The sequence below is a fragment of the Streptomyces sp. NPDC051921 genome, from assembly GCF_040680975.1.
GTDB lineage: Bacteria > Actinomycetota > Actinomycetes > Streptomycetales > Streptomycetaceae > Streptomyces.
Window position 1 is genome coordinate 40,160 of sequence record NZ_JBFAXU010000032.1, and the last position, 24,070, is coordinate 64,229.

A 24,070-nucleotide genomic window follows, 5' to 3' on the forward strand; every position below is an offset into this window, starting at 1 on the left:
ACTGTCAGGACCGCGGGGGGCGTTGTGAACACACTCATGGAGTTCGGCACCGGGGACGGCGCCGTCCTGGTGGAGGCGGACGGCCCGCTGCCGGGCGCCCGGCCGGTCTCGCGGGGCGGGAACTCCCTGGTACGGGCGGGGCAGACGCTGGACGAGGCGCTATCGGGGATTCGCACGGCGGCCGAATCGGCGCTCGCGGTGTTCCGCGACGGCGCGCTGCGCCCGGACGGGGTGGAGCTGGAGTTCGGGGTGAAGCTCTCGGCCGAGGCGGGTGCGGTGATCGCCAAGACGGCGGTCGAAGGTCATCTGGTGGTGCGGCTCTCCTGGTCCCCGGACGGCGGGGGCACGCGGGCCGCGGTCTCGGCACCGGAGCGGGCCGCGGAGCCCGCGCGGGGCGTTCCCGCGGTCACACCCGACGGCACGCCCGAGGCGGGTGACGGCTCGCCGGCGGGCGCGCGATGACGCCCTCGCCCGCCTGGCACGTGCGGGTCGATCACGCGGGCGAGGTCCTGGGCTCCGGCTTCCTCATCACTCGCGACACGGTCCTGACCTGCGCGCACGTGGTCCAGGGCGTCGAGCGTGTCGCGCTCCGCTTCCCCGGCGCGCAGGGCCTCGGTGAGCTCTCGGCCCGGGTCGCGGCGCGCGGCCCGTGGGGCGGGCTGCCCACCGACCCGGGCGACGTCGCGGTGCTGGCGCTCGACCGGCCGGTGCCCGTGGCACCGGTCGTGTTCGCCGAGCCCGAGGGCGCCTGGGAGGTGCGGGAGCCGCCCCGGCTCGTGGCGTACGGCTTCCCCGAGGGGTACGAGCGGGAGGGCGCCCAGACCGAGCTGCGGGTCACGGCGGCCGGCCAGCTGATCCACGACGAGTGGAACCAGGCCGAGTACTGGTCGGGTCACGGCCAGGAGCCCTCGTACGGCTTCAGTGGCTCCGCCGCGATGCGGGCGGGCGACGCGACGGTCGTCGGCATGGTCGCCTCGTACGACCCGACGGCCCGCAACGCCCGGATCATCCCGGCCCGGGTGCTCGCCCGGCACGTCCCGGCCCTCGCCGACCTGGTGCCGACGCCGGGCTGCTCGCCCGGCGAGAAGCGTCGGCTGCGGGAGCTGGTGGACCTGGCCGAGCGGTCCGGGCCGCTGCCGGTGCCGGTCGAGCGGCTGCTGCTCGCGGCGGCCGGCCCGCTGGGCCTCGTCCCCCCGGCGGCGGCGCCGGCGAACCTCTGGCAGGGCGTGTGGCACGTCCTCACCGAGAGCCGACCGACGCACGGCCACGTCCCGTTGGCCGAACTCGTCCTGCGGATCGCGGACCAGGTCGCCGACGAGGCGGTCCGGCACGCCCTGCGCGCCTGGGCGCGCGAGCACCGCGCCCGGCACACGGAGCCGTACCCGCCGGACCGGCCGCCGGCGGTGTGCGCGCCCGTGACACCGTCCTGGTGCGACGACGAGCCCCGGCACGGGGCGGTGCCCGACACCGTGCGGCCCCGGCACGCCGCACCGGGGGCGGGTGCCCGGGGGGTTCCCGGCGGTCCGGTGCCGTGGACGCCGATCCTGGTCGAGGTGCGGCGCAGCGGCGCCCACGGCAGCGCCGTGAACGCCGAGGTGTCCGTCTTCCGGCAGGGCCACCGCATCATGCTGAGCGAACGGACCCTGACCACCGCCCAGTTACGCGGCTGGGTGGTCGACCGCATCGAGGAGGCCTACGCCGACATCGTGGACGGCCGTCCGCTGGTGGCCTTCGCCCTGCCGCGGGGCTGGCTCAACAAGGACGTCGACCAGTGGACGCGCAAGCGCGGCAAGGAGCCGCCGCTCGGCTGCCGTGCGCCGGTCGTGGTGCTCGACCACGACCGGCGCACGAAGGGCCGGCACCAGTTCGAGCTGCGGCGGATGTGGAAGGAGCTCGACCGGCAGACCGGTTCGCCGCTGCACCGGGTGGCGTGCGCGACCCCGTACCAGGCGGCCCGGTTGTCCGTGCTCCTCCAGGACGTGCGCGGCGTGGTCGGCTTCACCGGGCCGCCGACGGGCGCCCGGCAGCGCGAGCTGCACGAGGCGGCGCTCGATGCGCCCGCGCCGATCGTGCTGTGGCCGCGCACCGGCTGCCCGCCGGGCGGGCCCTGCACGGGGGCCTGCGCGGGCATCACCTTCCTCGACCGGATCGCCGAGCACATCTCCCTGCTCCCACCCGCCGAACTCCCCCATGTGATCTATGAGTTGCGCAGGCAGGCCTTCCTGCACGAGGGTCCGGACCCGCACTGGGCGGCGGAGGTCTCGCTGGTCTGGGAGGATCCGCGCCACTTCCCCGACGCCCGGCCCCTGCGTCACTCGCCCCTCAGCTGAACTCCCCCGCCCGTCCGCCCGTGGAACACACCTGGAGCAGCGATCATGTCCCTCTGGCCCGTCTACACCGGATCGAGCGAGCCGCACGACGGCATCGACGCGCTGCCCTCGCCGCCGCCGTGGCGGGCCTTCGACGGCGGCCCGCCGCTGCCGCCGGCCGGGGACACGGACGACGAGGCCGGCGTCCCGGGCCGGGCGCATCGGGCGCGCACCTACCAACCGACCCCGGAGACCGTGCAGTTGGTCAACGCCGCCCTGTACCTGCGCCGCCCGCTGCTGGTGACGGGCCCGCCCGGCAGCGGCAAGTCCAGCCTGCCGTACGCGGTGGCGCGGGAGCTGCGACTCGGCCGGGTGCTGCGCTGGAACGTGACCAGCCGGACCGCGCTCACCGACGGCCTCTACCGCTACGACCCGCTGTCCCGGCTGTACGCGGCGGGGCGCACCGGCGAGGAGGGGCCGGGCGCCCGGGAGCGTTCGGGGGACACGGCCGTGGAGGACCACCTGCGGCTCGGCCCGCTCGGCACCGCGCTGCTGCCGTACGACCGGCCGCGCGTGCTGCTCATCGACGAGATCGACAAGTCCGACCTGGATCTGCCCAACGACCTGCTGCACATCCTGGAGGAGGGCCAGTACGAGATCCCGGAGCTGGTGCGGGCCGCGCGCTCGCACCCGCTGGCCGAGGTGATGGTCGCGGACTCGGAGGACCGGGTCCCGGTCCGGCACGGCGAAGTACGCTGCCGCGCCTTCCCGTTCGTGGTGCTCACCAGCAACGGGGAGCGCGAGTTCCCACCGGCCTTCCTGCGCCGCTGCGTCCGGCTGGAGCTGCGCCGCCCGCTGCGCGAGCAGCTGGAGGACATCGTGCGGGCCCACCTCGGCGAGCTCGACGAGCGGGACCACGCGCTCGTGGACACCTTCCTGCGCCGGGGCAGCGCGGGCGAGCTGGCGACCGACCAGCTGCTCAACGCGATCTATCTGACCAGGACTTCGGGACTGGAGACGGCCTCCCGCGAGGAGCTGGCGAAGGCGCTCATGCCGTATCTGGGGCGGGCGCCGGAAACGTGGGAAACCGATGGCGTCTGACGGCGCGGCGGCCCGCTTCCCCGCGCTGGGCGCCCTGGCCGAGCTGCTCGGCGAGGCCGGCGGCGATCCGCCGACCGGCCGGGAGCTGGCCGAACTCCTGTGGCTGGCACGGCAGATGGGCGACTCCGGGCGGCCCGCTGCCGGGCGCGGGCCGCGGATTCCGTTCGTGCCGTCGGCGACCACCGTCGGCGCGGAGAAGCCGCACAAGCCGGGACCGTCGCGGGGCGACCGGCCGGACGAGCGGACGGCCCCCGACGACCCCGTGCCGCCGGCCGCGGACCGGGTCCCGCTGCACACCCCGGCCGGCCCCGCGCTCGGCCCCCTGTGCGAGCCGGGCCCGGGGCACGTCTCGCTGCTGGCACCGGCGCCGCCGATGCTCGCCGGGCCGCTCGCCCTGCAGCGGTCGCTGCGTCCGCTGCGCCGCACGGTGCCGGGCACCGGCGGCTGGGAGCTGGACGAGGCGGCGACCGCGGACCGGATCGCCGCGCTCGGCATCGCTCCGCAGGCCCGACCCGCACCGGGGCGGTGGTGGCTGCCCGTGCTCAGGCCCCGCCACGAGCGCTGGCTGCACCTGCGGATCGTGTACGACACCGGGCCGACGATGCCCATGTGGCGGCCGCTGGTGCGCGAGCTGCACACCACGTTCGCGCAGACCGGGGCGTTCCGCACCCTCGACGTCGTGCCGCTCGGGCCGGACGGCCTGCTCCCGGCGCGGCCCGTGGAGCGGGGCCGCACCGCCGTCCTCGTGGTCAGCGACGCCATGGGCCCGCAGTGGCGCGCGGGCCCGGCCGGGCTGCGCTGGCGGGACACGCTCGCGGGGCTCGGCGCCGAGTTGCCGGTGGCGCTGCTCCAGCCGCTGCCCGAGCGCCTGTGGCGGCACAGCGCGGCGCCGCCCGCCCCGGGCCGGTTGGCCTCCCCGGCACCGGGGGTGCCCAACACGGTCCTGGAGTTCTCCCCGTACGACGGCGGTCGTGCCCCGGCCGGGGTGCCCGTCCCCGTCCTGGAGCCCTCCGAGGTCTGGCTCGGCAACTGGGCCGCCCTGGTCGCCTCACCGGCCGGCGCGGAGGTGCCCGGCGCGGCGGCGTTCGTGACCCCGGGTGCGGCCCCCGACCCCCCGGACGACGCCCTCGTCCCGGCCGAGGCCGACCCGGAGGAGCTGGTGCTGCGCTTCCGCTCCGTCGCCTCGCCGCAGGCCTTCCGGCTGGCCGCGCACCTCGCCGTCGGCTCGGCACATCTGCCCGTGCTGCGGCTCGTCCAGGCGGCGGTCGAACGACGCCCCGAGCCGCGGCACCTCGCCGAGGTCGTCCTCAGCGGGATGCTGCACGCCGATCCGGGCGCGGCCCCCGGTGCGTACGAGTTCCGCCCCGGCGTCCGCGAGGTGCTGCTCGGCGCCCTCCCGCACACCTCCCTGGTCCGTACGGCGAGCCTGCTGGCCCGGGTCAGCGCGGAGATCGAGTCCCGCGCGGGCGCGCTGCCGGGCGAGTTCCGGGCGCTGGTGGCGGACCTGGAGGCGCGGCGCGGCGAGCGGGCGTCGGGACAGCCGTTCGCGCTGGTGAGCGAGGAGAGCCTGCGGCTGCTGCGGGGGCCGGAGCGGCCGGTGCCGGCGGGCGCCCCGCCGGACGGGCCGGCGGAGGGGACGGAACCGGGAGGGAGGACGGACCCGGCGGAGGGGACGGACCCGGCGGAGGACGGCCCGCCTCCCTCGCTCGGTGACCGGTACGCGATCGGCGAACGGCTCGGGGACGGCGACAGCAGGGTGTGGCGCGGCCACGACCGTCAGCTGGACCGGCCGGTCGCCCTGACGTACCACCGCTTCCCGTCGCCCGCCGAGCCACCGAAGGGCCTCGAGGACGGGGGCGTGGTGGCCCGGTTCCTCGCACGCGCTCAGGAGGCCGTCGGGCTGCAGACGGGTCCCCACGTCGTCGCGGTGGTCGACGTCGTCGACCTTCCCACGGGCTGCTGCGTGGTGACCGAGCTGGTCGAGGGGCGCTCGCTGCGCGCGTACCTCGACGCCTCGGGTCCCCTGCCGGTGGAGGAAGCCGTCCGGATCGCCCAGGCCGTGCTCGACGGCCTGCGGACGCTCCATGCGGCGATGGGGCCGCACGGCGACCTCACGCCCGCGCAGGTCCTCGGCGCCGACACCGACCTGCCCCGGCTGCGGGACCTGGGGCTGCGCCGGCCGGACGACCGGCGCACGCCCGACCCGGACTCCAGCGGCCTCTTCCCCCTGGAGCCGGGCCCCGGAGTCCAGCGGCAGCGGGGCACCGCGCGCTATCTCGCCCCGGAACGGCAGCGGACGGAGCCCGGTCCCGCCGGGGACCTCTACTCCCTCGGCTGCGTCCTGTTCGAGATGCTGACCGGCACCCCGCCCTTCCCCGACGCGGACCTCGCCACGGTGCTCCGGCACCACGCCGCGACCGATCCCTCGGACGCGCGCACCCTGCGGCCGGAGGTCCCGCACGCCCTTCAGTCGATCGTGCACGACCTGCTCTCGAAGAATCCGGCCGTGCGCGAGTACGGGGCCACCACGCTGGCCGGCCTCAACGGATCGCCGGGGGGTGTCGAGCCCGTCCGCGTCACCTACCGGCTGCTCGGGCCGCCACAGGCCTCGATCAGGGGCGAGGAGGCCACGGAGGCCTCCGTCCGGAGCGCCGTCCTGTGCCGACTGCTCGCCGCGCGTGGACTCGCGGTGCAGGAGGAGGAGCTCCGTGCGGCCGTCGCCGGCACGGCCGAGGCGGACCCGGCGGAGTCCGCCCGGCGGCTGCGGGAGCTCGGCCATCCGATCGAGGTGCGCCAGGGTTCCTTCCGGATGCCGGTGATGCCGGGCATGCTGGACCTGCTGCGCGCCGAGGCGTTCGCCGAGCAGGCGGACGGAGCGCTCCGGCTGGGCGACCGGGCGACCGCACGGAGCTCGCTCCGCTCGGCCCTCTCGCTCTGGTACGGGGAGCCGCTCGGGGGCGTCGCGGGGAACTGGGCGACGCAGGAGCGCGAGCGGTTGCGGGCCTGGCGCGAGGAGCTGGCCGGGAGGCTCGCGGAGCTCGACGGGGAGTCGCCCGGTGACCCGGGGGTGCTGCTCGTCCGCAGGCGCCGCGGGACCGCGAGCGCCCGGACCACCTCGCTGATCAACACCCTGGACTCGTTGGTCCGCGACCGGCTGGGCGCGCGGTCGTTCGGCCGGGTCCAGCCGCGTTCGGACGGCTCGATCCGGGCGTCGCTGGCCCCGGATCTCGACGCGGTGCGACTGGTGGAGTGGGCGGTGAAGGGCTTCCCCGATGCCCTGGCGGGTCAGCTGGAGGACGACATGGACAGCCCCGTGCGCGTGGACCTCGTCGTGCACGCGGGGGCCGAGGCGGCCGGGGTCTCGCTCTCCGGTACCGGCCGGGAGCCCACGGCGGCCGAGTACGAGGGGGCACGGCTGATCGTGACGGTCCTCGTCTCGCACGGGGTGCGCGCGCAGCTGCCCTGGGACCTGCGCCGGAGGTTCGACACGGTCTCCGAGGGAGCGCGGGGCTGGCAGCACGTGGTGGTCGTGAAGCGGCCGGGCGATCCCGAGCCGGGCGGCGCTCCCCAGCCGGGCCGTCCCTGGCCGAGTGGCTGGGGCGAGCAGGGCGGTCCCCAGCCGGACGCACCCTAGCCAGGCGGTCCCTGGCCGGGCGGCGGTCCCTGGCCGGGCGGTCCCCAGCCGGACGGCGGTCCCGAGCCGGGTGGCCAGATGGCCGCCGGCCGGACGACGGTCCCGAGCCGGGTGGCCAGATGGTCGCCGGCCGGACGACGGTCCCGAACCGAGCGGCCCCGAACCGGGCGGCCCCCAACCGGGTGCCTACGGTCGGACGGCCCGTGAGGGGGACGGCCTGCAGCTTGCCGGTCCCCCGCGGCCCGGTCCCCCGCCGCCCGCTTCCCCGCGGGCCGGTCCCCGGGGCCGACCCGGTCCCCGCGGCCCGGTCCCGGAAGCGGAGGGTCGGACACCCCCCCACGGGCTGTCCGCCCCCGGTCCGCCGGACGGGTTCTACTCCTGCTTCTCCCACCCCGCGTGCAGCCGCGACTTCACGTCGTCCGGCGGCAGGAACCGCGACCAGCGTTCCGGGAACTCCGACGGCATGTCCGGGTCGTCCTCGTCCACGTCGTCCGCCTCCGCGCGCAGCCGGGCGACCAGGTCGGCGGCCTGGGCGGCGCGGGCGCGTTCGGTGGCCTCGCGGGCGGCGGCGGTGGCGACGGAGGGCCAGACCCGGTCGATGGCCGCGTTCACCGCGGCGCCGACGAGGACGGCGAAGGCGGAGATGCCGATCCAGAGGAGGACGGCGATGGGTGCGGCGAGGGAGCCGTAGATCGTGGGGCCCTCGACCTGGCTGGTCAGGTAGATGCGGAGCAGGAAGCTGCCGAGGACCCACATCGCGAGGGCGACGAGGGCGCCGGGGATGTCCTCGATCCACGGCGAGCGGACGGGGACGGACACGTGGTACAGGGTCGTCAGGAAGGCGATGGACAGCAGGATGACCGTCGGCCAGTACAGGACCGAGACGACTTCCGTGCCCCAGGGGACGAGCTCGACGATCCGGTCGGGGCCGACGACCGCGAGCGGCAGGACGACGGCGCCGATGAGCAGGGCGACGATGTAGAGCAGGAAGGCGAGGAGCCGGGTCTTGACGATGCCGCGGTGGCCGTCGAGGCCGTACATGACGGTGATCGTGTCGATGAAGACGTTCACCGCGCGGGAGCCGGACCACAGGGCGATGGCGAAGCCGAGGGAGATGAGTTCGGGGCGTTTGCCCTGGGTGACGTCCTCCAGGAGGGGGCGGGCGATCTCTCGGACGCCCCGGTCGGAGAGGACGGTCCCGGCGGCGTGGAGGATGTTCTCCTCGATGCTCGCCACGGTGTCGGTGTTGGTCCATTCGTCGGCGTAGCCGAGGAGGGCGATCAGGCCGAGCAGCAGCGGGGGCAGCGACAGCAGGGTGAAGAACGCGGCCTCGGCGGCGAGGCCGAGGATGCGGTACTCGATGCACGAGTTGACCGTGTCCTTGAGCAGCAGCCAGACCATCTTCCGCTTGGAGACGTTGCGGTAGAGGACGCGCGCGCGGTGGAGCCGGCTCCAGGGCCGCCGCTCGGGCCGTTCGGGTGTTTCGTTTGCTGCCTGCACCTCCTTACCGTATCGGCATGGCACCCGGCACCCACACCGTGACCAATCAGGCTCCACCCCTGGTGGGGTACGACATGTTCGCGTCCGACGCGGCCCTCACGGAGGCCGTGGCGCGGCATCTGCCGCCGGACGTGTACGACGAGGCGCGCGAGGAGCTGACGACCCTGGGGGTCTCGGCGGGCTCGGCGCAGGCGCAGGAGTGGGGGCGGCTCGCGAACGCGTACCCACCGCAACTGCGGACGCACGACCGGTACGGGCACCGGATCGACGAGGTGGAGTTCCATCCGGCCTGGCACCGGCTGCTCGGCCGCGGGGTGGGCGCCGGTCTCGCGGGTGCGGCGTGGGGCCGTCCGGGTGGTCATGTGCGGCGGGCGGCGGCGTTCCTGCTCGCGTCGCAGGTGGAGGCGGGGCACGGCTGTCCGCTGTCGATGACGCACGCGGCGGTGCCGGCGCTGCGGGCGGAGCCGGAGCTGGCGGCGGCGTGGGAGCCGCTGCTCGCCTCGCGGGTGTACGAGCAGGGGCTGCGGCCGCCGCTGGAGAAGGCCGGCGTGCTGCTCGGGATGGGCATGACGGAGAAGCAGGGCGGCAGCGACGTGCGGGCGAACACGACGCGGGCGGAGCCGCTGGCGGCCGACGGGGAGTACGTCCTGACGGGGCACAAGTGGTTCTGCTCGGCGCCGATGTCGGACGGCTTCCTGGTGCTCGCGCAGGCGGCCCCCTCCGGCGGAGAGGGTGGTCCGACCTGCTTCCTCGTACCGCGGGTGCTGCCGGACGGATCGCGCAACGCCTTCGCGGTCCAGCGGCTCAAGGACAAGCTGGGCAACCGCTCGAACGCGTCCGCCGAGGTGGAGTTCGACGGGTCGACGTGGGCGCGCCGGGTGGGCGCGGAGGGGCGCGGGGTCCGCACGATCATCGGGATGGTGGCGGCGACCCGGCTGGACTGCGTGCTGGGCTCGGCCGCCCTGATGCGGCAGGCGGTGGCGCAGGCCGTGCACCACGCCTCGTACCGCAGCGCGTTCGGCGGTCTGCTCGTCGACAAGCCGCTGATGCGCAATGTGCTGGCCGATCTGGCCGTGGAGTCGGAGGCGGCGACGGTGCTCGGGCTGCGGCTGGCGGCGGCGTACGACGCAGGCACGGACGAGGAGCGGGCGCTGCTGCGGCTCGCGGTGCCGGTGGCGAAGTACTGGGTGACGAAGCGCTGCACGCCGGTGGTGGCGGAGGCCCTGGAGTGCCTGGGCGGGAACGGGTACGTGGAGGAGTCGGGGCTGCCGCGGCTGCTGCGCGAGTCGCCGCTGAACTCGATCTGGGAGGGCGCGGGGAACGTGCAGGCGCTCGATGTGCTGCGGGCGCTGCGGCAGGGGCCGGAGGCGTTGAACGCCTTCCTGACGGAGGTGGGGCGGGCGCGCGGCGCGGACCACCGCCTGGACCGGGCGATCCGCGACATGCTGACGGAGCTGGCCGACCTGGAGGGCATCGAGGCGCGGGCGCGCCGGATGGTGGAGCGGATGGCGCGGGTGCTGCAGGGCGCGCTGCTGGTGCGGTGGGCACCGCCGGAGGTGGCGGACGCGTTCTGCGCGTCGCGGCTGGGCGGGGACTGGGGCGCGTCGTTCGGCACGTTGCCGCACACGCTGGACCTGGCGGCGGTGGTGGAGCGGGCGCGGCCCGCCTCGTAGGGGACGCCTCCTGGGCGCGGGGCACCCGCACGTCGATTCGACGGGCCCGTCGTGCGGGTGAGGCCGCGGTCGGGCGAGGAGGGTGGCCGCGCGTACCAGGGGTGGACCTGAGGGGGTCGGCACGCGCGGAAAAGCCGAGGGTGGTGCTGCGCCGACACGGCACCACCCTCCGCTTCGGTCACACCCTCGTGTATGGGGGCGGAGGTTGCCAGAGTTGCAAAGGGTTGCAGGATTACCCGAAGCGCCCCGCGCGTGACGCTGCGGAGCGGCACCATGGGCGCCGGGACTCGCACAGTGCAGAACCGATACAGCGCCGATACAGCACCGCGGGGGCTGGGAGGGACCGATGAACAACACTCAGCTCGACCTGAACCGACTGGCCGCCATGGACTCCGTCAAGGCCAGCCGCCTGCTGCACAAGGTCCGCGAGGAGACGCTGGCCGGCCGGACGCCGCCGGTGGCGCCCCGGGCGGTGATCGACGCGTCCTGGCAGCGGATGGCCCGGATCGGACTCGACCCGGACCAGGGCACCAGCAGCGTGCTGCTGCGCCGGGACGAGCTGGAGGAGCGGCGCCGTTCGACCGTGCTCGGCGAGGTCATGCGGACGCTCAGCGCCGGGCTGGCCGGGATCGCCGACGCCTCGCTGCAGATGATGGTCGTCACCGACGAACAGGGCCGGGTGCTGTGGCGCCAGGGCAATCTGGCGGTGATGCGCCAGGCCCACGGGATCTGCCTGGAGGAGGGCGCGGCCTGGAGCGAGAGCGACACCGGTACGAACGCGGTGGGCACGGCGCTCGCCATGGGCAAGGCCGTGCAGGTCCACTCGGCCGAGCACTACGTCCACACGCTGCACAACTGGACCTGTGCCGCGGCTCCCGTCCACGACCCCCGCGACCAGCGCCTGTTGGGCATCGTGGACGTGAGCGGACCGGCCTCCAGCTTCCATCCCGCGACGCTGGCGCTCGTGGCGTCGGTGGCACAGCTGGCGGAGGCGGAGATGCGCCAGCGGCACCTGCGGTCGATCGAGCGGCTGCGGTCGGTGGCCGCGCCGATCCTGTGCCGGGTGGGCGGGCGCGCCGTGGCCGTGGACACGCACGGCTGGACGGCGGCGGTGACCGGCCTCGCGCCGGTGGACCGGCTGGCCCTGCCCAAGTCCTTCCGGGCGGGCCGGGTCTGGCTGCCGTCGCTCGGCATGTGCGCGGTCGAACCGCTCCCGGGCGGCTGGCTGCTCCGTATCGAGGAGGAGGCCCGCCCGGCCGACACCGCGGCGGGCGCGGCGAGCCATGTGGTGCTCGACCTGAGCCGCCCGCGCCGCTGGACGGTCGCGGTCTCGGGCGCGGCCGGCAGCTGGACGCAGGAACTGAGCCCGCGTCACGCCGAACTGCTCTACCTCCTCGCCCTCCACCCGGAGGGCCGTACGGCGGCCGATCTGGCCGAGGACGTCTTCGGCGACCGCACCCGTACGGTCACGGTCCGCGCGGAGATGTCCCGCGTCCGCCGCAACCTGGCGGGCGTCCTGGCCCACCGCCCGTACCGCTTCAGCGAGGAGGTGGCCGTGGAACTCCGCCGCCCCGCGCACCCGTCGGACCTCCTCCCCCAGTCGACGGCCCCGGCGATCCGGGCCGCCCGCACGGGGACGACGGCGTAGCCGCCGATCCGCACGGGGGACGACGGGGTGGTCGCGCTCCGGGCGCCCGACCACGGGGTGGCCGCACCGGCCGCCGACCCGCTCGGCACCCGGTGCCCGCGTCGTACCGGAAACGCCGGGGGCGCGGCGGAGCCGTACGGCCCCGTCGCCCGGGCGGGCGGGCGTCGGGGATCACGCTCGCGCCTCAGGAGGCGGCTCGACCATCGCCCGCACCGCCGGGCACTCCCCCGCGCCGCCGCGACGGCCCCACCGGGCCGCGCCTCCGCCGTGGCCCCGGTGACCGCGGCCCCCGCCACGACCGCCGCCGCCACCACGATCCCGACCGCCGCACGCCGACCCGTACCCATGCCGTACCCCTCACTCCTGGCGATGTCTCCCCTGCCGGGTCCCTTGCCGTCCCGGCGTGATCACCTTGCCGGTGGGGGGTGGTGGGGGTCGATTACCGCCGAGGTGATGGGGGGCCTTCGAGGGACTCGGCGCCTTCGCCCCGCAGCGCAGGCAGCTGGGCAGGCAGCCGGGCAGGTCGCGGCTGTTGCGGCACGCCTTCCCACATCAGCATTCGAACAGGAGTACTATTCCGGTTGTGGCAGAGACCTTCCCCTTCCCTGACGACCTGCTCCAGGTCCAGCAGCGCCTCCACGAGGCCCACGCCGCGTACGCCGCGCTGTGCCGCGCGCTGCCCTGGTCGGTCGAGCCGCTGCCCGGCTGGCCCGGCGCGAAGCACCCGCACACCGGCGAGGTCATCGGCGGGCGGGAGCCGTCCCCCGGCTACACCTCCGAGCAGGCGGCCGAGGAGGCCCGCCTGTGGGCCCTCATCCGTGAGCTGTCCGTCCAGGTCTGCACGCACCCGTACTGGGACAGCCTCGACAAGGGCCCCGCGCTGGTGGACGCCCGGACCCGGCTCAAGCACCACCCGAAGGCCCGGCCGGACGCGGCGGGGCCCGCCGAGGTGGCGTGATCGCGGTCCGGGCGAACGCGGCGCGCCGGTCCTGCTCGGCGCCGTCCCCTCTTACGCGACCTCGGCGTCTCTTACACGACCTCGGCGTCCGGCCCTGACAGCCGAGGCGAGCCGAGCGTCCAGGCCTGTCCGCATGCCGGACAGCTTGTCCGCCAGGACCGAACACGGTAGGAATCCAGCGCTCCGCATGATGCGATAAGCCCATGAGCATCACTCTCACCACCTGGTCCCTCGAACAGACCTCGCCCGCCGATCTGCGCCCCGTCCCCGCCCCCGAGGGCCGTGACGTCAAGATCGTGCGGGCCGAGGTGCCCTCGGCGGAGTTCAGCCGCTTCCTCTATACGGCGGTCGGCGGCGACATCCGCTGGACCGACCGCCTGTCGCTGACCTACGCGCAGTGGCAGGCCATCGTGGAGAAGCCGGGCGCCGAGATCTGGGTGGCGTACGAGAAGGGGACGCCGGCCGGATACGTGGAGCTGGACCCGCAGGACGACGGCGTGGTCGAGATCGTCTACTTCGGCCTCATCCCCGGCTTCCGGGGGAACAGGATCGGCGGGCACCTCCTCTCGTACGGGGTGGAGCGCGCCTGGGACCTCGCGGAGCGCTGGCCGGACCGGGCGCCGACCAAGCGCGTATGGCTGCACACCTGCTCCCTCGACGGGGAGCACGCGATGGCCAACTACGAGCGGCGCGGCTTCCGCCTGTTCGACACGAAGGTCGAGCAGGTGGAGGAGGCCGAGACGCCGGGACCCTGGCCGGGCGCCCACGCCTGAGGCCGACGCGCACGCCCCGCGCCCACGCGCCACACCGGGGCGCCAGGACACCGGGACGCCGGACAGCACCGGTCGGGGGCGCGGCCACACTGCGAGGCACCGCACCACCGCCACCCGCAGCGCCATGCCGCCACACCGCCACAAGCGCCTGCACCAGCACCACCGCCACACCTCAGCACCGCCGCCGTTCCGGCGCACTGACGAACCACCACGGCACCGCCGCATCGGTGGCCGTCCGCACCACCGCGCACACTACGCCGTCGCGCCCCCCGCCGAAGGGGCCCTGAGCTGGGCCCCTTTCGCGTGACCCACGCCACATCGTCTCGTGGAGCGAGACGACGATGTCCATATCCTGGACGAAGCTGGACTGGGTCCAAAGTCCCGTGACACGCTTCCGTCATGTCTGGAACTGGAATTGCCTTGGTGAGTCGGCGGCACGTCGACCTCGGCCGCATGTCCAGCGCCATCTGTTCGGCGCGCTGAGCACCTCAGCACCGCCGCACATTCTCCTGACGTCCCGTTCGCTGCGCACTGCCGCGCCACCCTCTCACCCGAGCGCGAGTGTGCAGGTCAGAGCCGCCCTCTCGCAGTCCCGAAGGACACATCGCCATGGCCGCCACCCCGGAAAACCCCACTCCCGCCGCCGCCCGCCGCAAGGCCGGGCGCCACCGTGGCGAGGGTCAGTGGGCCGTGGGGCACTTCACCCCGCTGAACGGCAATGAGCAGTTCAAGAAGGATGACGACGGTCTCAATGTGCGGACACGTATTGAGACGATCTACTCCAAGCGCGGATTCGACTCCATCGACCCCAACGACCTGCGCGGACGCATGCGCTGGTGGGGTCTCTACACCCAGCGCCGCGAGGGTCTGGACGGCACCAAGACCGGTGTCCTGGAGCCGGAGGAGCTGGACGCGGAGTACTTCATGCTCCGGGTCCGCATCGACGGCGGCCGGCTGACCACCGAACAGCTGCGAGTCATCGGCGAGATCTCCCAGGAGTTCGCGCGCGGCACGGCCGACATCACCGACCGGCAGAACGTGCAGTACCACTGGATCCGCATCGAGGACGTCCCGGAGATCTGGAACCGGCTGGAGGCCGTCGGCCTGTCGACGACCGAGGCCTGCGGCGACACCCCGCGTGTCATCCTCGGCTCGCCCGTCGCCGGGATCGCCGAGGACGAGATCATCGACGGCACCCCCGCCATCGAGGAGATCTACCGGCGGATCGTCGGCAACAAGGACTTCTCCAACCTGCCCCGCAAGTTCAAGTCGGCGGTCTCCGGCTCGCCGCTGCTCGACGTGGCGCACGAGATCAACGACATCGCCTTCGTCGGCGTGGAGCACCCGGAGCACGGTCCCGGCTTCGACGTCTGGGTCGGCGGCGGGCTGTCCACCAACCCCAAGCTCGGCGTCCGGCTGGGCACCTGGGTCTCCCTCGACGAGGTGCCGGACGTCTACGAGGGCGTCATCTCGATCTTCCGCGACTACGGCTACCGCCGGCTGCGCAACCGCGCACGCCTGAAGTTCCTGGTCGCCGACTGGGGTCCGGAGAAGTTCCGCCAGGTCCTGGAGGACGAGTACCTGAAGCGCAAGCTGACGGACGGGCCCGCCCCCGCGCAGCCCGCCGGCCAGTGGCGTGACCACGTGGGCGTCCACCGGCAGAAGGACGGGCGCTTCTACGTGGGCTTCGCCCCGCGCGTCGGCCGGGTCGACGGCGCCACGCTGACGAAGATCGCCGAGATCGCCGAGGAGCACGGCTCGGGCCGGGTGCGCACCACCGCCGAGCAGAAGATGATCGTCCTCGACATCGAGGAGTCGAAGGTCGAGTCGATCGTCTCCGCCCTGGAGTCGCTCGACCTGCGGGTCACCCCCTCGCCGTTCCGGCGCGGCACGATGGCCTGCACCGGCATCGAGTTCTGCAAGCTGGCGATCGTCGAGACCAAGGGACGCGGCTCCTCGCTCATCGACGAACTGGAGCGCCGCATCCCGGACTTCGACGAGCCGCTCACCATCAACATCAACGGCTGCCCGAACGCCTGCGCCCGGATCCAGGTCGCCGACATCGGCCTCAAGGGCCAGCTGGTGCTGGACGAGGACGGCAACCGGGTCGAGGGCTACCAGGTGCACCTGGGCGGCGCGCTCGGCCTGGAAGCCGGCTTCGGCCGCAAGGTCCGCGGACTGAAGGTCACCTCGGCCGAGCTGCCGGACTACGTCGAGCGCCTGCTCAAGCGCTTCCAGGCGGAGCGCGAGGACGGCGAGCGCTTCGCCACCTGGGCGGCGCGCGCCTCGGAAGAGGCCCTGTCATGAGCGAGCGGGCGGCGCCGTTCTACTGCCCCTACTGCGGCGACGAGGATCTGCGGCCGAGCGAAGAGGGTCACGGCGCCTGGGAATGCGCCGCGTGCAGCCGAGCCTTCCAGCTGAAGTTCCTGGGGCTGCTGGCCCCGGGTACTTCCAGCAACTCCGGTGGAGGGAAACAGATATGACGATCACTCAGGACGCAACCGCGGCCGACCTGAAGGCACTCGCCGAGCAGGCCGGCCGCGAGCTGGAGGACGCCTCCGCGCTGGAGATCCTCCGGTGGGCCGTCGACACCTTCGGCGAGCGCTTCTGCGTCACCTCCTCCATGGAGGACGCGGTGGTCGCCCACCTCGCCTCGCGTGTCCGGCCCGGCGTCGACGTCGTCTTCCTCGACACCGGCTACCACTTCGAGGAGACCATCGGCACCCGTGACGCGGTCGACGCCGTCATGGACGTCAACGTCGTCACCCTGACCCCGCGTCAGACCGTGGCCGAGCAGGACGCCGAGTACGGTCCGAAGCTGCACGACCGCGACCCCGACCTGTGCTGTGCGCTGCGCAAGGTCAAGCCCCTCGAAGAGGGTCTGACCGCGTACGCCGCGTGGGCGACCGGCCTGCGCCGCGACGAGTCCCCGACCCGGGCGAACACCCCGGTCGTCGGCTGGGACGAGAAGCGGCAGAAGGTGAAGGTCTCCCCCATCGCCCGCTGGACGCAGGACGACGTCGAGGCCTACGTCCTGGAGCACGGGGTGCTCACCAACCCGCTGCTCATGGACGGTTACGCCTCCGTCGGCTGCGCCCCCTGCACCCGCCGGGTCGCGGAGGGCGAGGACGCCCGGGCCGGCCGCTGGGCCGGCCGCGCCAAGACCGAATGCGGGCTGCACGGCTGATGACCACCACCCCCCAGACCTCCCAGGAGAACCACGTGACCGGTGCCACCATCTGGCTCACGGGCCTGCCCAGCGCCGGCAAGACCACCATCGCGTACGAGCTGGCCGGCCGGCTGCGCGAGGAGGGGCAGCGCGTCGAGATCCTCGACGGCGACGAGATCCGCGAGTTCCTGTCCGCGGGCCTCGGCTTCTCCCGCGAGGACCGGCACACCAACGTGCAGCGGATCGGCTTCGTCGCCGAGCTGCTCGCCTCGCACGGGGTGAAGGTGCTGGTCCCCGTGATCGCCCCGTACGCCGACAGCCGCGAGGCCGTCCGCAAGCGTCACCAGGCCGAGGGCACCGCGTACGTCGAGGTGCACGTGGCCACTCCGCTGGACGTGTGCTCGGTCCGCGACGTGAAGGGCCTGTACGCCAAGCAGGCGGCGGGTGAGATCAGCGGGCTCACCGGCGTCGACGACCCGTACGAGGCACCCGAGACGCCCGATCTCCGGATCGAGTCCCAGAACCAGACCGTGCAGGAGTCCGCGGCGCAGCTCCACGCGCTGCTCACCGAGAGGGGTCTGCTGTGACCACCGTCGCCCATGCTCACGACACCACGGACAGTCCGTTCGCGCTGTCGCACCTCGACTCCCTGGAGTCCGAGGCCGTCCACATCTTCCGCGAGGTGGCGGGCGAGTTCGAGCGGCCGGTGATCCTCTTCTCCGGCGGCAAGGACTCCATCGTCATGCTGCACCTGGCGCTGAAGGCCTTCGCCCCGGCGCCGGTCCCCTTCACGCTGCTGCACGTCGACACCGGGCACAACTTCCCCGAGGTCATCGAGTACCGCGACCGGGTGGTCGCCGAGCACGGGCTGCGGCTGCACGTCGCCTCCGTGCAGGACTACATCGACGCGGGCAAGCTGCGCGAGCGTCCGGACGGCACCCGTAACCCGCTGCAGACCGTCCCGCTGACCGAGGCGATCCAGCAGCACCGCTTCGACGCGGTGTTCGGCGGCGGCCGTCGCGACGAGGAGAAGGCCCGCGCCAAGGAGCGGGTGTTCTCGCTCCGCGACGAGTTCTCGCAGTGGGACCCGCGCCGCCAGCGCCCCGAGCTGTGGCAGCTGTACAACGGCCGGCACGCCCCCGGCGAGCACGTCCGGGTGTTCCCGCTGTCCAACTGGACCGAGCTGGACGTCTGGCAGTACATCCAGCGGGAGCGCATCGCGCTTCCGGAGATCTACTTCGCGCACGAGCGCGACGTGTTCCAGCGCAACGGCATGTGGCTGACGGCCGGCGAGTGGGGCGGCCCGAAGGAGTCGGAGACCGTCGAGACCCGGCTGATCCGCTACCGCACCGTCGGCGACATGTCCTGCACCGGCGCGGTGGACTCCGACGCCACCACGCTGGATGCCGTGATCGCCGAGATCGCCGCGTCCCGGCTCACCGAGCGGGGCGCCACCCGGGCGGACGACAAGCTGTCCGAGGCCGCGATGGAAGACCGCAAGCGCGAGGGGTACTTCTAATGAGCACGTCCACCGACCAGCCCACCTCCGGGCACGCCGAGCTGGCGGCGACCACCCTGCTGCGCTTCGCCACCGCCGGGTCCGTCGACGACGGCAAGTCCACCCTGGTGGGCCGGCTCCTGCACGACTCCAAGTCGGTCCTCGCCGACCAGCTGGAGGCCGTGGAGCACGCCTCGCGTTCGCGCGGCCAGGAGGCCCCGGACCTGGCGCTGCTGACCGACGGCCTGCGGGCCGAGCGGGAGCAGGGCATCACCATCGACGTGGCGTACCGCTACTTCGCGACCCCGCGGCGCCGGTTCATCCTGGCCGACACCCCCGGGCACGTGCAGTACACCCGGAACATGGTGACCGGTGCCTCGACGGCCGAGCTGGCCGTGGTCCTGGTCGACGCGCGCAACGGCGTCGTCGAGCAGACCCGCCGGCACGCCGCCGTCGCCGCGCTGCTGCGCGTGCCGCACGTCGTCCTGGCCGTGAACAAGATGGACCTGGTCGACTACCAGGAGGCCGTCTTCGCCGCGATCGCCGCGGAGTTCACGACGTACGCATCGGAGCTGGGCGTCCCGGAGATCACCGCGATCCCGATCTCGGCGCTCGCCGGCGACAACGTCGTGGAGCCGTCCGCGAACATGGACTGGTACGGCGGCCCGACCGTCCTGGAGCACCTGGAGACCGTCCCGGTCAGCCACGACCTGACGGCCTGCCACGCGCGCTTCCCGGTGCAGTACGTGATCCGCCCGCAGACGTCCGAGCACCCCGACTACCGGGGCTACGCGGGCCAGATCGCGGCCGGCGCGTTCCGGGTCGGCGAGAAGATCACCGTCCTGCCCTCCGGCAAGACGTCCACGATCACCGCGATCGACGCGCTCGGCGAGTCCGTGGACATCGCCTGGGCCCCGCAGTCGGTCACCATCCGGCTGGCGGACGACATCGACATCTCGCGCGGCGACCTGCTCGCCCCGAGCGGCGACGCCCCGGCGACCAGCCAGGACGTCGAGGCGACCGTCTGCCACGTGGCGGACCAGCCGCTCACCGTGGGCCAGCGGGTGCTGCTCAAGCACACCACCCGTACGGTCAAGGCGATCGTCAAGGAGATCCCGTCCCGGCTCACGCTGGACGACCTCTCCCAGCACCCGGAGCCGGGCCGGCTCGTCGCCAACGACATCGGCCGGGTCAAGGTCCGCACCGCCGAGCCGCTCGCGCTCGACGCGTACGCCGACTCCCGCCGTACGGGCTCGTTCCTGCTGATCGACCCCGCGGACGGCACCACACTCGCGGCCGGCATGGCGGGCGAGTCCTTCGCCACCGCCAAGGCCGTCGCCGCGGTCGACGACGAGGAAGGGTGGGACTTCTGATCATGATCCGGAACATGTACTCCACCTTCGCCAAGGAGGGCGGCCGGGTGGGCTCCGGCGCCCTCGGGGCCGGCATGGGAGGTGTCGCGCGATGTGCGTGCTGACCTCCGTGCGCCGCTCCGGCGGTGCGATGCCGCACCACCCGCTCCACCCCGATCGACATAGACACCGACTGCGAAGTCGCTGAACCGAGGGGAACCCTCCCGTGCCTGCCACCACCCGTACCACCCTGCGCCGCGGCCTGGCCGCCGCAGCCGCTCTGCCCCTGCTGGTCGGAGCACTCGCGTCCTGCGGCTACGGCTCCCAGGCCAAGAACGACGAGAAGAAGGTGGCGGCCGAGGGCACGAAGCTCTCCGCCGACACCGTACGGCTCGGGTACTTCCCCAATCTGACGCACGCCACCGCCCTGGTCGGCGACCAGGAGGGCATCTTCCAGAAGGAACTGGGCGGCACCGTGCTGCAGTCCACCACCTTCAACGCCGGCCCCTCCGAGATCGAGGCGCTCAACGCCGGGTCGATCGACATCGGCTTCATCGGCCCCTCGCCGTCCATCAACGGCTACACCAAGTCCAAGGGCACCAACCTGCGCATCGTCGGGGGCGCGGCCTCCGGCGGCGTGAAGCTCGTGGTCGACCCCGCGAAGATCAAGACCCTGGACGACGTGAAGGGCAAGCGGATCGCCACCCCGCAGCTCGGCAACACCCAGGACGTGGCCTTCCTCAACTGGGTGGCGGAGAAGGGCTGGAAGGTCGACTCCCAGAGCGGCAAGGGCGACGTCTCCGTGCTCCGCACGGACAACAAGATCACCCCGGACGCCTACAAGTCCGGTTCGATCGACGGCGCCTGGGTGCCCGAGCCGACCGCGTCGAAGCTGGTCAGCGAGGGCGGGAAGGTGCTGCTCGACGAGTCCGACCTGTGGCCGGACAAGAAGTTCGTCATCACCAACATCATCGTGTCGCAGAAGTTCCTCAAGGAGCACCCCGACGTGGTGGAGGCCGTGCTGCGCGGCTCGGTGAAGACGAACGAGTGGATCAACGCCAACCCGGAGAAGGCGAAGGCCTCCGCCAACGCCAAGCTGGAGAAGCTGTCCGGCAAGGCCCTCGGCGACAAGGTGATCAACGGTGCCTGGCCGTCCATCCAGTTCGTCGACGACCCGCTGGCCGCCACGCTGCAGGCGCAGGCCGACCACGCGGTCAAGGCCGGTCTCCTCAAGCAGCCCGACCTGAACGGCATCTACGACCTGAAGCCGCTCAACAAGGTCCTGAAGGCCGCGGGCAAGCCCGAGGTCTCCGACGCCGGCCTCGGCGTCAAGTAAGCACGCCCGCAGCCCATACCCAGGAGGTGACGACCATGGCCACGACCACGACGCTCGCCAAGGCCGAGGACCGCGTCCGCGCGGCCGGTCACGCCGCGCGCATCGCGCACGTCTCGAAGTCCTTCGGCGGCCCCAAGGGCGGTCAGCTCGTTCTCGACGACATCTCGCTCGATGTCGCCCCGGGCGAGTTCGTCACCCTCCTGGGTGCCTCGGGCTGCGGCAAGTCCACCCTGCTCAACCTGGTCGCCGGGCTCGACCGGCCGTCCGCGGGGTCCATCGAGACCCCCGGCGGCCGGCCGGCCCTGATGTTCCAGGAGCACGCCCTGTTCCCGTGGCTCACCGCGGGCAAGAACATCGAGCTCGCCCTGAAGCTGCGCGGGGTGCCGAAGGCGGAGCGACGCACGGAGGCCGAGCGGCTGCTCGACCTCGTGCGGCTCGGCGGCTCGTACGGCAAGCGGGTGCACGAGCTGTCCGGCGGCATGCGCCAGCGGGTCGCGCTGGCCCGGGCGCTCGCCCAGGACAGCGACCTGCTGCTGATGGACGAGCCGTTCGCGGCGCTCGACGCGATCACCCGGGACGTGCTGCACGACGAGCTGACCCGGATCTGGCGCGAGACGCGGGTCTCGGTGCTGTTCGTCACCCACAACGTGCGCGAGGCCGTGCGGCTGGCCGAGCGTGTCGTCCTGCTCTCCTCCCGGCCCGGCCGGATCGCCCGGGAGTGGACCATCGACATCCCGCAGCCGCGCCGCATCGAGGACGCCGCCGTGGCGGAGCTGTCCGTCGAGATCACCGAAGAACTGCGTGGGGAGATCCGCCGCCATGGCCAGCACTGACACCACCGCCGACGCGGTGAAGACCGACGACCTCGCCGGTCTGGAGGCCGGACTCGACGCCCTGGACACCGTGCAGGTCCGCCGCACCCCGGTGCGCGAGGTCCTCCTGAAGAAGGTCCTGCCGCCGGTCCTCGCGATCGTGCTCGTCCTCGTGGTCTGGCAACTGCTCGTGAGCGCGAAGGTCGCCGACGAGGGCAAGCTGCCCTCGCCCGGCGCCGTGTGGGACAGCCTGTCCGCGATGTGGCTGGAGGGCACGCTCCTCGACGTGCTGTGGACCAGCGTGTCCCGCGCGCTGCTCGGCTTCCTGCTCGCGCTCGCGATCGGCACCCCGCTGGGTCTGCTCGTGGCGCGCGTGGGCGTGATCCGCACGGCGATCGGCCCGATCCTGTCCGGTCTGCAGTCGCTGCCCTCGGTCGCGTGGGTGGCGCCGGCGGTGCTGTGGCTGGGCCTCAACGACAGCATGATGTACGCGGTGATCCTGCTCGGCGCCGTGCCGTCGATCGCCAACGGCCTGGTGGCCGGCGTGGACCAGGTGCCGCCGCTGTTCCTGCGGGCGGGCCGGACGCTCGGCGCGACCGGGCTGAAGGGCGCCTGGCACATCGTGATGCCGGCCGCGCTGCCGGGCTATCTCGCGGGCCTCAAGCAGGGCTGGGCGTTCTCCTGGCGCTCGCTGATGGCGGCGGAGATCATCGCCTCCTCGCCCGACCTGGGCCTGGGCCTGGGCCAGCTCCTGGAGAACGGCCGGAACAACTTCGACATGCCGGGGATCTTCCTGGCGATCATCCTGATCCTGCTCGTCGGTGTCGCCATCGACCTGCTGTTCTTCAGTCCGCTGGAGCGTGCGGTGCTGCGCCGCCGCGGCCTGCTGGTGAAGGCCTGACCATGACCGCCCGCCCGTCGCCCACCACCCCTTCGAGGATGCGCTCCGCGCCCACCCTCCTCGTCATCGCCCACGGCAGCCGCGACCCGCGGCACGCGGCGACCGTCCAGGCGCTCGTGCGCCGAGCCGGCCTGCTGCGGCCGGGGCTGCGGGTGGAGACGGCGTTCCTGGACTTCAACCTGCCGTCGGTGACCGGGGTGCTCGACCGGCTCGCCGCGGACGGGGTGCGGGAGGTCGTGGCGCTGCCGCTCCTGCTCACCCGCGCCTTCCACGCGAAGGCCGACATCCCCGCCGTCCTGCGCCAGGCCCCCGCCTCGCTGCGGGTCCGGCAGGCGGAGGTACTGGGCCCGTCCCCGCTGCTGCTCGCGGCGGTGGAACGGCGCCTGTACGAGGCCGGGCTCACGCCCGGCGACAAGAGCACGACCGGGGTCGTCCTGGCCTCGGCGGGCTCCACCGACCCGGAGGCGATCGCAGTGATCGCAGAAACGGCGCGGGAGCTGCGGCGCACCGGTTGGTGCTCCGTGCGGCCTGCGTTCGCCTCCGCATCCCTTCCCCGCACGGACGAGGCCGTACGGGCGCTCCGCGCCGAGCGGGGCGTCCGCCGGGTGGCCGTGGCCCCGTACGTCATCGCCCCGGGCCGCCTCCCGGACCGCATCGCCGAGGGCGCGTCGGGCGCCGACGTCCTCGCGGACGTCCTCGGCCCGTCCCCCGAGCTGGCCCGGCTCCTCGTGGAGCGCTACGAGCAGGCCGCACGCGTCCCGGAGCGGGTGGCGGCGGCCGGTTAGGCCCGGCCCGGCGGGCCGGGTGACGGTGCGGGGCCGGTGCCCCCGGCGTCAGGGGGTGCGGCCGCTCGCCGCGAGGGCCCGTGTGAAGGCGGTCGCCTCGGCGGGGACGGCGACCGGGGCGGCGAAGCCCTCGTACTCGCGGTAGACGTCGGCGTACCGCTCGACGACGTCGAGCAGGTAGGCGCCGGTCTCCTCCGGCACGGCGAAGTCCTGGTCCGTGGCGCGGGCCAGGTCCCAGCCGTGCAGGGCGAGTTCCGCGACGAGCATGCCGGCGACCTCGGGCGCGGGCATCTCGCTGCCGCCGAGGTCGATGTCCCCGTCCCAGGCCTCGGGCTTCGCCCAGGCGGCGAGGGCCCGGTCGAGCCGGTCGGCGTACCGCTCGGGCCAGTCGGTGTCGGCGGTGAAGTCGCGCCCGACGGTCTCCGCGGGGAGCTCGGTGCGCAGGGCTCGGTGCTCGAGGCCGTGGGCGGTGTAGAGGACGAGGTGGTTGGCGAGCTCGCGGACGGTCCAGTCGGGGCAGCCGGTGGGTCCGGCGAGCCGCTCGGCGGTGATCGCGCGGGTGACGCGGGCGGCTTCGGCGGCGCAGGCGGTGAGGTGGGTGTGGATCTCGTTCATGAGGAC

At 73.7% G+C, this 24,070-nt stretch carries 21 protein-coding genes; 19 read left to right on the forward strand and 2 right to left on the reverse strand.

Annotated features, from left to right (window positions below):
• The first annotated feature begins 24 nt into the window (after positions 1-24).
• The 4 genes from AB0M16_RS32525 to AB0M16_RS32540 are packed head-to-tail and all read left to right on the forward strand — an operon-like array spanning position 25 to position 7,044.
• A complete protein-coding gene (locus tag AB0M16_RS32525) occupies positions 25-462 on the forward strand; it encodes a CU044_2847 family protein (RefSeq protein WP_365349404.1) in 438 nt (145 codons plus the stop codon).
• Positions 459-2,330, forward strand: a complete 1,872-nt coding sequence (locus AB0M16_RS32530; protein WP_365349406.1) for a trypsin-like peptidase domain-containing protein — start codon at positions 459-461, stop codon at positions 2,328-2,330. The genes AB0M16_RS32525 and AB0M16_RS32530 overlap by 4 nt, the downstream gene beginning before the upstream one ends.
• Before the next feature lie 45 nt (positions 2,331-2,375).
• The gene (locus tag AB0M16_RS32535; protein WP_365349408.1) at positions 2,376-3,410 is read left to right on the forward strand and encodes a MoxR family ATPase; all 1,035 of its coding nucleotides are present in this window, start codon (positions 2,376-2,378) and stop codon (positions 3,408-3,410) included.
• Complete coding sequence (locus tag AB0M16_RS32540; RefSeq protein ID WP_365349410.1) at positions 3,400-7,044, forward strand: SAV_2336 N-terminal domain-related protein; 3,645 nt, start codon at positions 3,400-3,402, stop codon at positions 7,042-7,044. The genes AB0M16_RS32535 and AB0M16_RS32540 overlap by 11 nt, the downstream gene beginning before the upstream one ends.
• A gap of 372 nt (positions 7,045-7,416) precedes the next feature.
• Here the strand turns inward: AB0M16_RS32540 and AB0M16_RS32545 are convergent, their stop codons facing one another.
• Positions 7,417-8,544 (reverse strand): YihY/virulence factor BrkB family protein, encoded by a 1,128-nt coding sequence (locus AB0M16_RS32545; protein ID WP_365349412.1) that lies wholly within the window; start codon positions 8,542-8,544, stop codon positions 7,417-7,419.
• A 17-nt stretch (positions 8,545-8,561) separates the two neighbouring features.
• Between AB0M16_RS32545 and AB0M16_RS32550 the strand changes: the two genes are divergently transcribed.
• From AB0M16_RS32550 to AB0M16_RS32620, 15 genes are all read left to right on the forward strand, one after another.
• On the forward strand, positions 8,562-10,217 hold the full coding sequence (locus tag AB0M16_RS32550) for an acyl-CoA dehydrogenase family protein (RefSeq protein ID WP_365349414.1): 1,656 nt from the start codon (positions 8,562-8,564) through the stop codon (positions 10,215-10,217).
• A gap of 346 nt (positions 10,218-10,563) precedes the next feature.
• A complete protein-coding gene (locus tag AB0M16_RS32555) occupies positions 10,564-11,865 on the forward strand; it encodes a GAF domain-containing protein (RefSeq protein WP_365349416.1) in 1,302 nt (433 codons plus the stop codon).
• 583 nt (positions 11,866-12,448) lie between these two features.
• On the forward strand, positions 12,449-12,823 hold the full coding sequence (locus AB0M16_RS32560; protein WP_365349418.1) for a hypothetical protein: 375 nt from the start codon (positions 12,449-12,451) through the stop codon (positions 12,821-12,823).
• A 203-nt stretch (positions 12,824-13,026) separates the two neighbouring features.
• The gene (locus AB0M16_RS32565; protein ID WP_365349420.1) at positions 13,027-13,596 is read left to right on the forward strand and encodes a GNAT family N-acetyltransferase; all 570 of its coding nucleotides are present in this window, start codon (positions 13,027-13,029) and stop codon (positions 13,594-13,596) included.
• A gap of 399 nt (positions 13,597-13,995) precedes the next feature.
• Positions 13,996-14,079, forward strand: a complete 84-nt coding sequence (locus AB0M16_RS32570) for a putative leader peptide (protein ID WP_351188065.1) — start codon at positions 13,996-13,998, stop codon at positions 14,077-14,079.
• Positions 14,080-14,205: 126 nt separating this feature from the next.
• Positions 14,206-15,903, forward strand: a complete 1,698-nt coding sequence (locus AB0M16_RS32575) for a nitrite/sulfite reductase (protein ID WP_365349422.1) — start codon at positions 14,206-14,208, stop codon at positions 15,901-15,903.
• Entirely contained in the window at positions 15,900-16,079 is a 180-nt protein-coding gene (locus AB0M16_RS32580; protein ID WP_365349424.1) for a hypothetical protein, read from the forward strand. The genes AB0M16_RS32575 and AB0M16_RS32580 overlap by 4 nt, the downstream gene beginning before the upstream one ends.
• Positions 16,076-16,783, forward strand: a complete 708-nt coding sequence (locus tag AB0M16_RS32585; protein WP_365349426.1) for a phosphoadenylyl-sulfate reductase — start codon at positions 16,076-16,078, stop codon at positions 16,781-16,783. The genes AB0M16_RS32580 and AB0M16_RS32585 overlap by 4 nt, the downstream gene beginning before the upstream one ends.
• Complete coding sequence (gene cysC / locus AB0M16_RS32590; protein WP_365349428.1) at positions 16,783-17,352, forward strand: adenylyl-sulfate kinase; 570 nt, start codon at positions 16,783-16,785, stop codon at positions 17,350-17,352. Before AB0M16_RS32585 ends, cysC begins: the two co-directional genes overlap by 1 nt.
• Positions 17,349-18,284 (forward strand): sulfate adenylyltransferase subunit CysD, encoded by a 936-nt coding sequence (cysD, locus tag AB0M16_RS32595; protein WP_365349430.1) that lies wholly within the window; start codon positions 17,349-17,351, stop codon positions 18,282-18,284. Before cysC ends, cysD begins: the two co-directional genes overlap by 4 nt.
• Positions 18,284-19,636: a GTP-binding protein gene (locus tag AB0M16_RS32600; protein ID WP_365349432.1), complete on the forward strand. Its 1,353-nt coding sequence runs from the start codon at positions 18,284-18,286 to the stop codon at positions 19,634-19,636. The genes cysD and AB0M16_RS32600 overlap by 1 nt, the downstream gene beginning before the upstream one ends.
• A 205-nt stretch (positions 19,637-19,841) precedes the next feature.
• Entirely contained in the window at positions 19,842-20,951 is a 1,110-nt protein-coding gene (locus AB0M16_RS32605) for an aliphatic sulfonate ABC transporter substrate-binding protein (RefSeq protein ID WP_365349434.1), read from the forward strand.
• Positions 20,952-20,986: 35 nt separating this feature from the next.
• Complete coding sequence (locus AB0M16_RS32610; RefSeq protein WP_365349436.1) at positions 20,987-21,784, forward strand: ABC transporter ATP-binding protein; 798 nt, start codon at positions 20,987-20,989, stop codon at positions 21,782-21,784.
• Positions 21,771-22,664, forward strand: a complete 894-nt coding sequence (locus tag AB0M16_RS32615; protein WP_365349438.1) for an ABC transporter permease subunit — start codon at positions 21,771-21,773, stop codon at positions 22,662-22,664. The genes AB0M16_RS32610 and AB0M16_RS32615 overlap by 14 nt, the downstream gene beginning before the upstream one ends.
• A gap of 38 nt (positions 22,665-22,702) precedes the next feature.
• Positions 22,703-23,449: a sirohydrochlorin chelatase gene (locus tag AB0M16_RS32620; protein WP_365349465.1), complete on the forward strand. Its 747-nt coding sequence runs from the start codon at positions 22,703-22,705 to the stop codon at positions 23,447-23,449.
• Between the two features lie 48 nt (positions 23,450-23,497).
• On the opposite strand, the gene AB0M16_RS32625 is transcribed toward AB0M16_RS32620, so the two are convergent.
• Positions 23,498-24,064 carry a TIGR03086 family metal-binding protein gene (locus tag AB0M16_RS32625; protein WP_365349440.1) on the reverse strand — a complete coding sequence of 189 codons (567 nt, stop codon included), beginning with the start codon at positions 24,062-24,064 and terminating at the stop codon, positions 23,498-23,500.
• Positions 24,065-24,070 lie beyond the last annotated feature (6 nt).

What these genes read in the sequence shown, in the direction of transcription:
- AB0M16_RS32610 (WP_365349436.1), top strand. Translation starts at nt 20,987, where the DNA reads ATGGCCACGACCACGACGCTCGCCAAGGCCGAGGACCGCGTCCGCGCG.
- AB0M16_RS32620 (WP_365349465.1), top strand. Translation starts at nt 22,703, where the DNA reads ATGCGCTCCGCGCCCACCCTCCTCGTCATCGCCCACGGCAGCCGCGAC.
- AB0M16_RS32575 (WP_365349422.1), top strand. Translation starts at nt 14,206, where the DNA reads ATGGCCGCCACCCCGGAAAACCCCACTCCCGCCGCCGCCCGCCGCAAG.
- AB0M16_RS32580 (WP_365349424.1), top strand. Translation starts at nt 15,900, where the DNA reads ATGAGCGAGCGGGCGGCGCCGTTCTACTGCCCCTACTGCGGCGACGAG.
- AB0M16_RS32535 (WP_365349408.1), top strand. Translation starts at nt 2,376, where the DNA reads ATGTCCCTCTGGCCCGTCTACACCGGATCGAGCGAGCCGCACGACGGC.
- AB0M16_RS32600 (WP_365349432.1), top strand. Translation starts at nt 18,284, where the DNA reads ATGAGCACGTCCACCGACCAGCCCACCTCCGGGCACGCCGAGCTGGCG.
- AB0M16_RS32565 (WP_365349420.1), top strand. Translation starts at nt 13,027, where the DNA reads ATGAGCATCACTCTCACCACCTGGTCCCTCGAACAGACCTCGCCCGCC.
- AB0M16_RS32550 (WP_365349414.1), top strand. Translation starts at nt 8,562, where the DNA reads ATGGCACCCGGCACCCACACCGTGACCAATCAGGCTCCACCCCTGGTG.
- AB0M16_RS32615 (WP_365349438.1), top strand. Translation starts at nt 21,771, where the DNA reads ATGGCCAGCACTGACACCACCGCCGACGCGGTGAAGACCGACGACCTC.
- AB0M16_RS32625 (WP_365349440.1), bottom strand. Translation starts at nt 24,064, where the DNA reads ATGAACGAGATCCACACCCACCTCACCGCCTGCGCCGCCGAAGCCGCC.
- AB0M16_RS32555 (WP_365349416.1), top strand. Translation starts at nt 10,564, where the DNA reads ATGAACAACACTCAGCTCGACCTGAACCGACTGGCCGCCATGGACTCC.
- AB0M16_RS32585 (WP_365349426.1), top strand. Translation starts at nt 16,076, where the DNA reads ATGACGATCACTCAGGACGCAACCGCGGCCGACCTGAAGGCACTCGCC.
- AB0M16_RS32570 (WP_351188065.1), top strand. Translation starts at nt 13,996, where the DNA reads ATGTCTGGAACTGGAATTGCCTTGGTGAGTCGGCGGCACGTCGACCTC.
- AB0M16_RS32530 (WP_365349406.1), top strand. Translation starts at nt 459, where the DNA reads ATGACGCCCTCGCCCGCCTGGCACGTGCGGGTCGATCACGCGGGCGAG.
- cysC (WP_365349428.1), top strand. Translation starts at nt 16,783, where the DNA reads ATGACCACCACCCCCCAGACCTCCCAGGAGAACCACGTGACCGGTGCC.
- AB0M16_RS32540 (WP_365349410.1), top strand. Translation starts at nt 3,400, where the DNA reads ATGGCGTCTGACGGCGCGGCGGCCCGCTTCCCCGCGCTGGGCGCCCTG.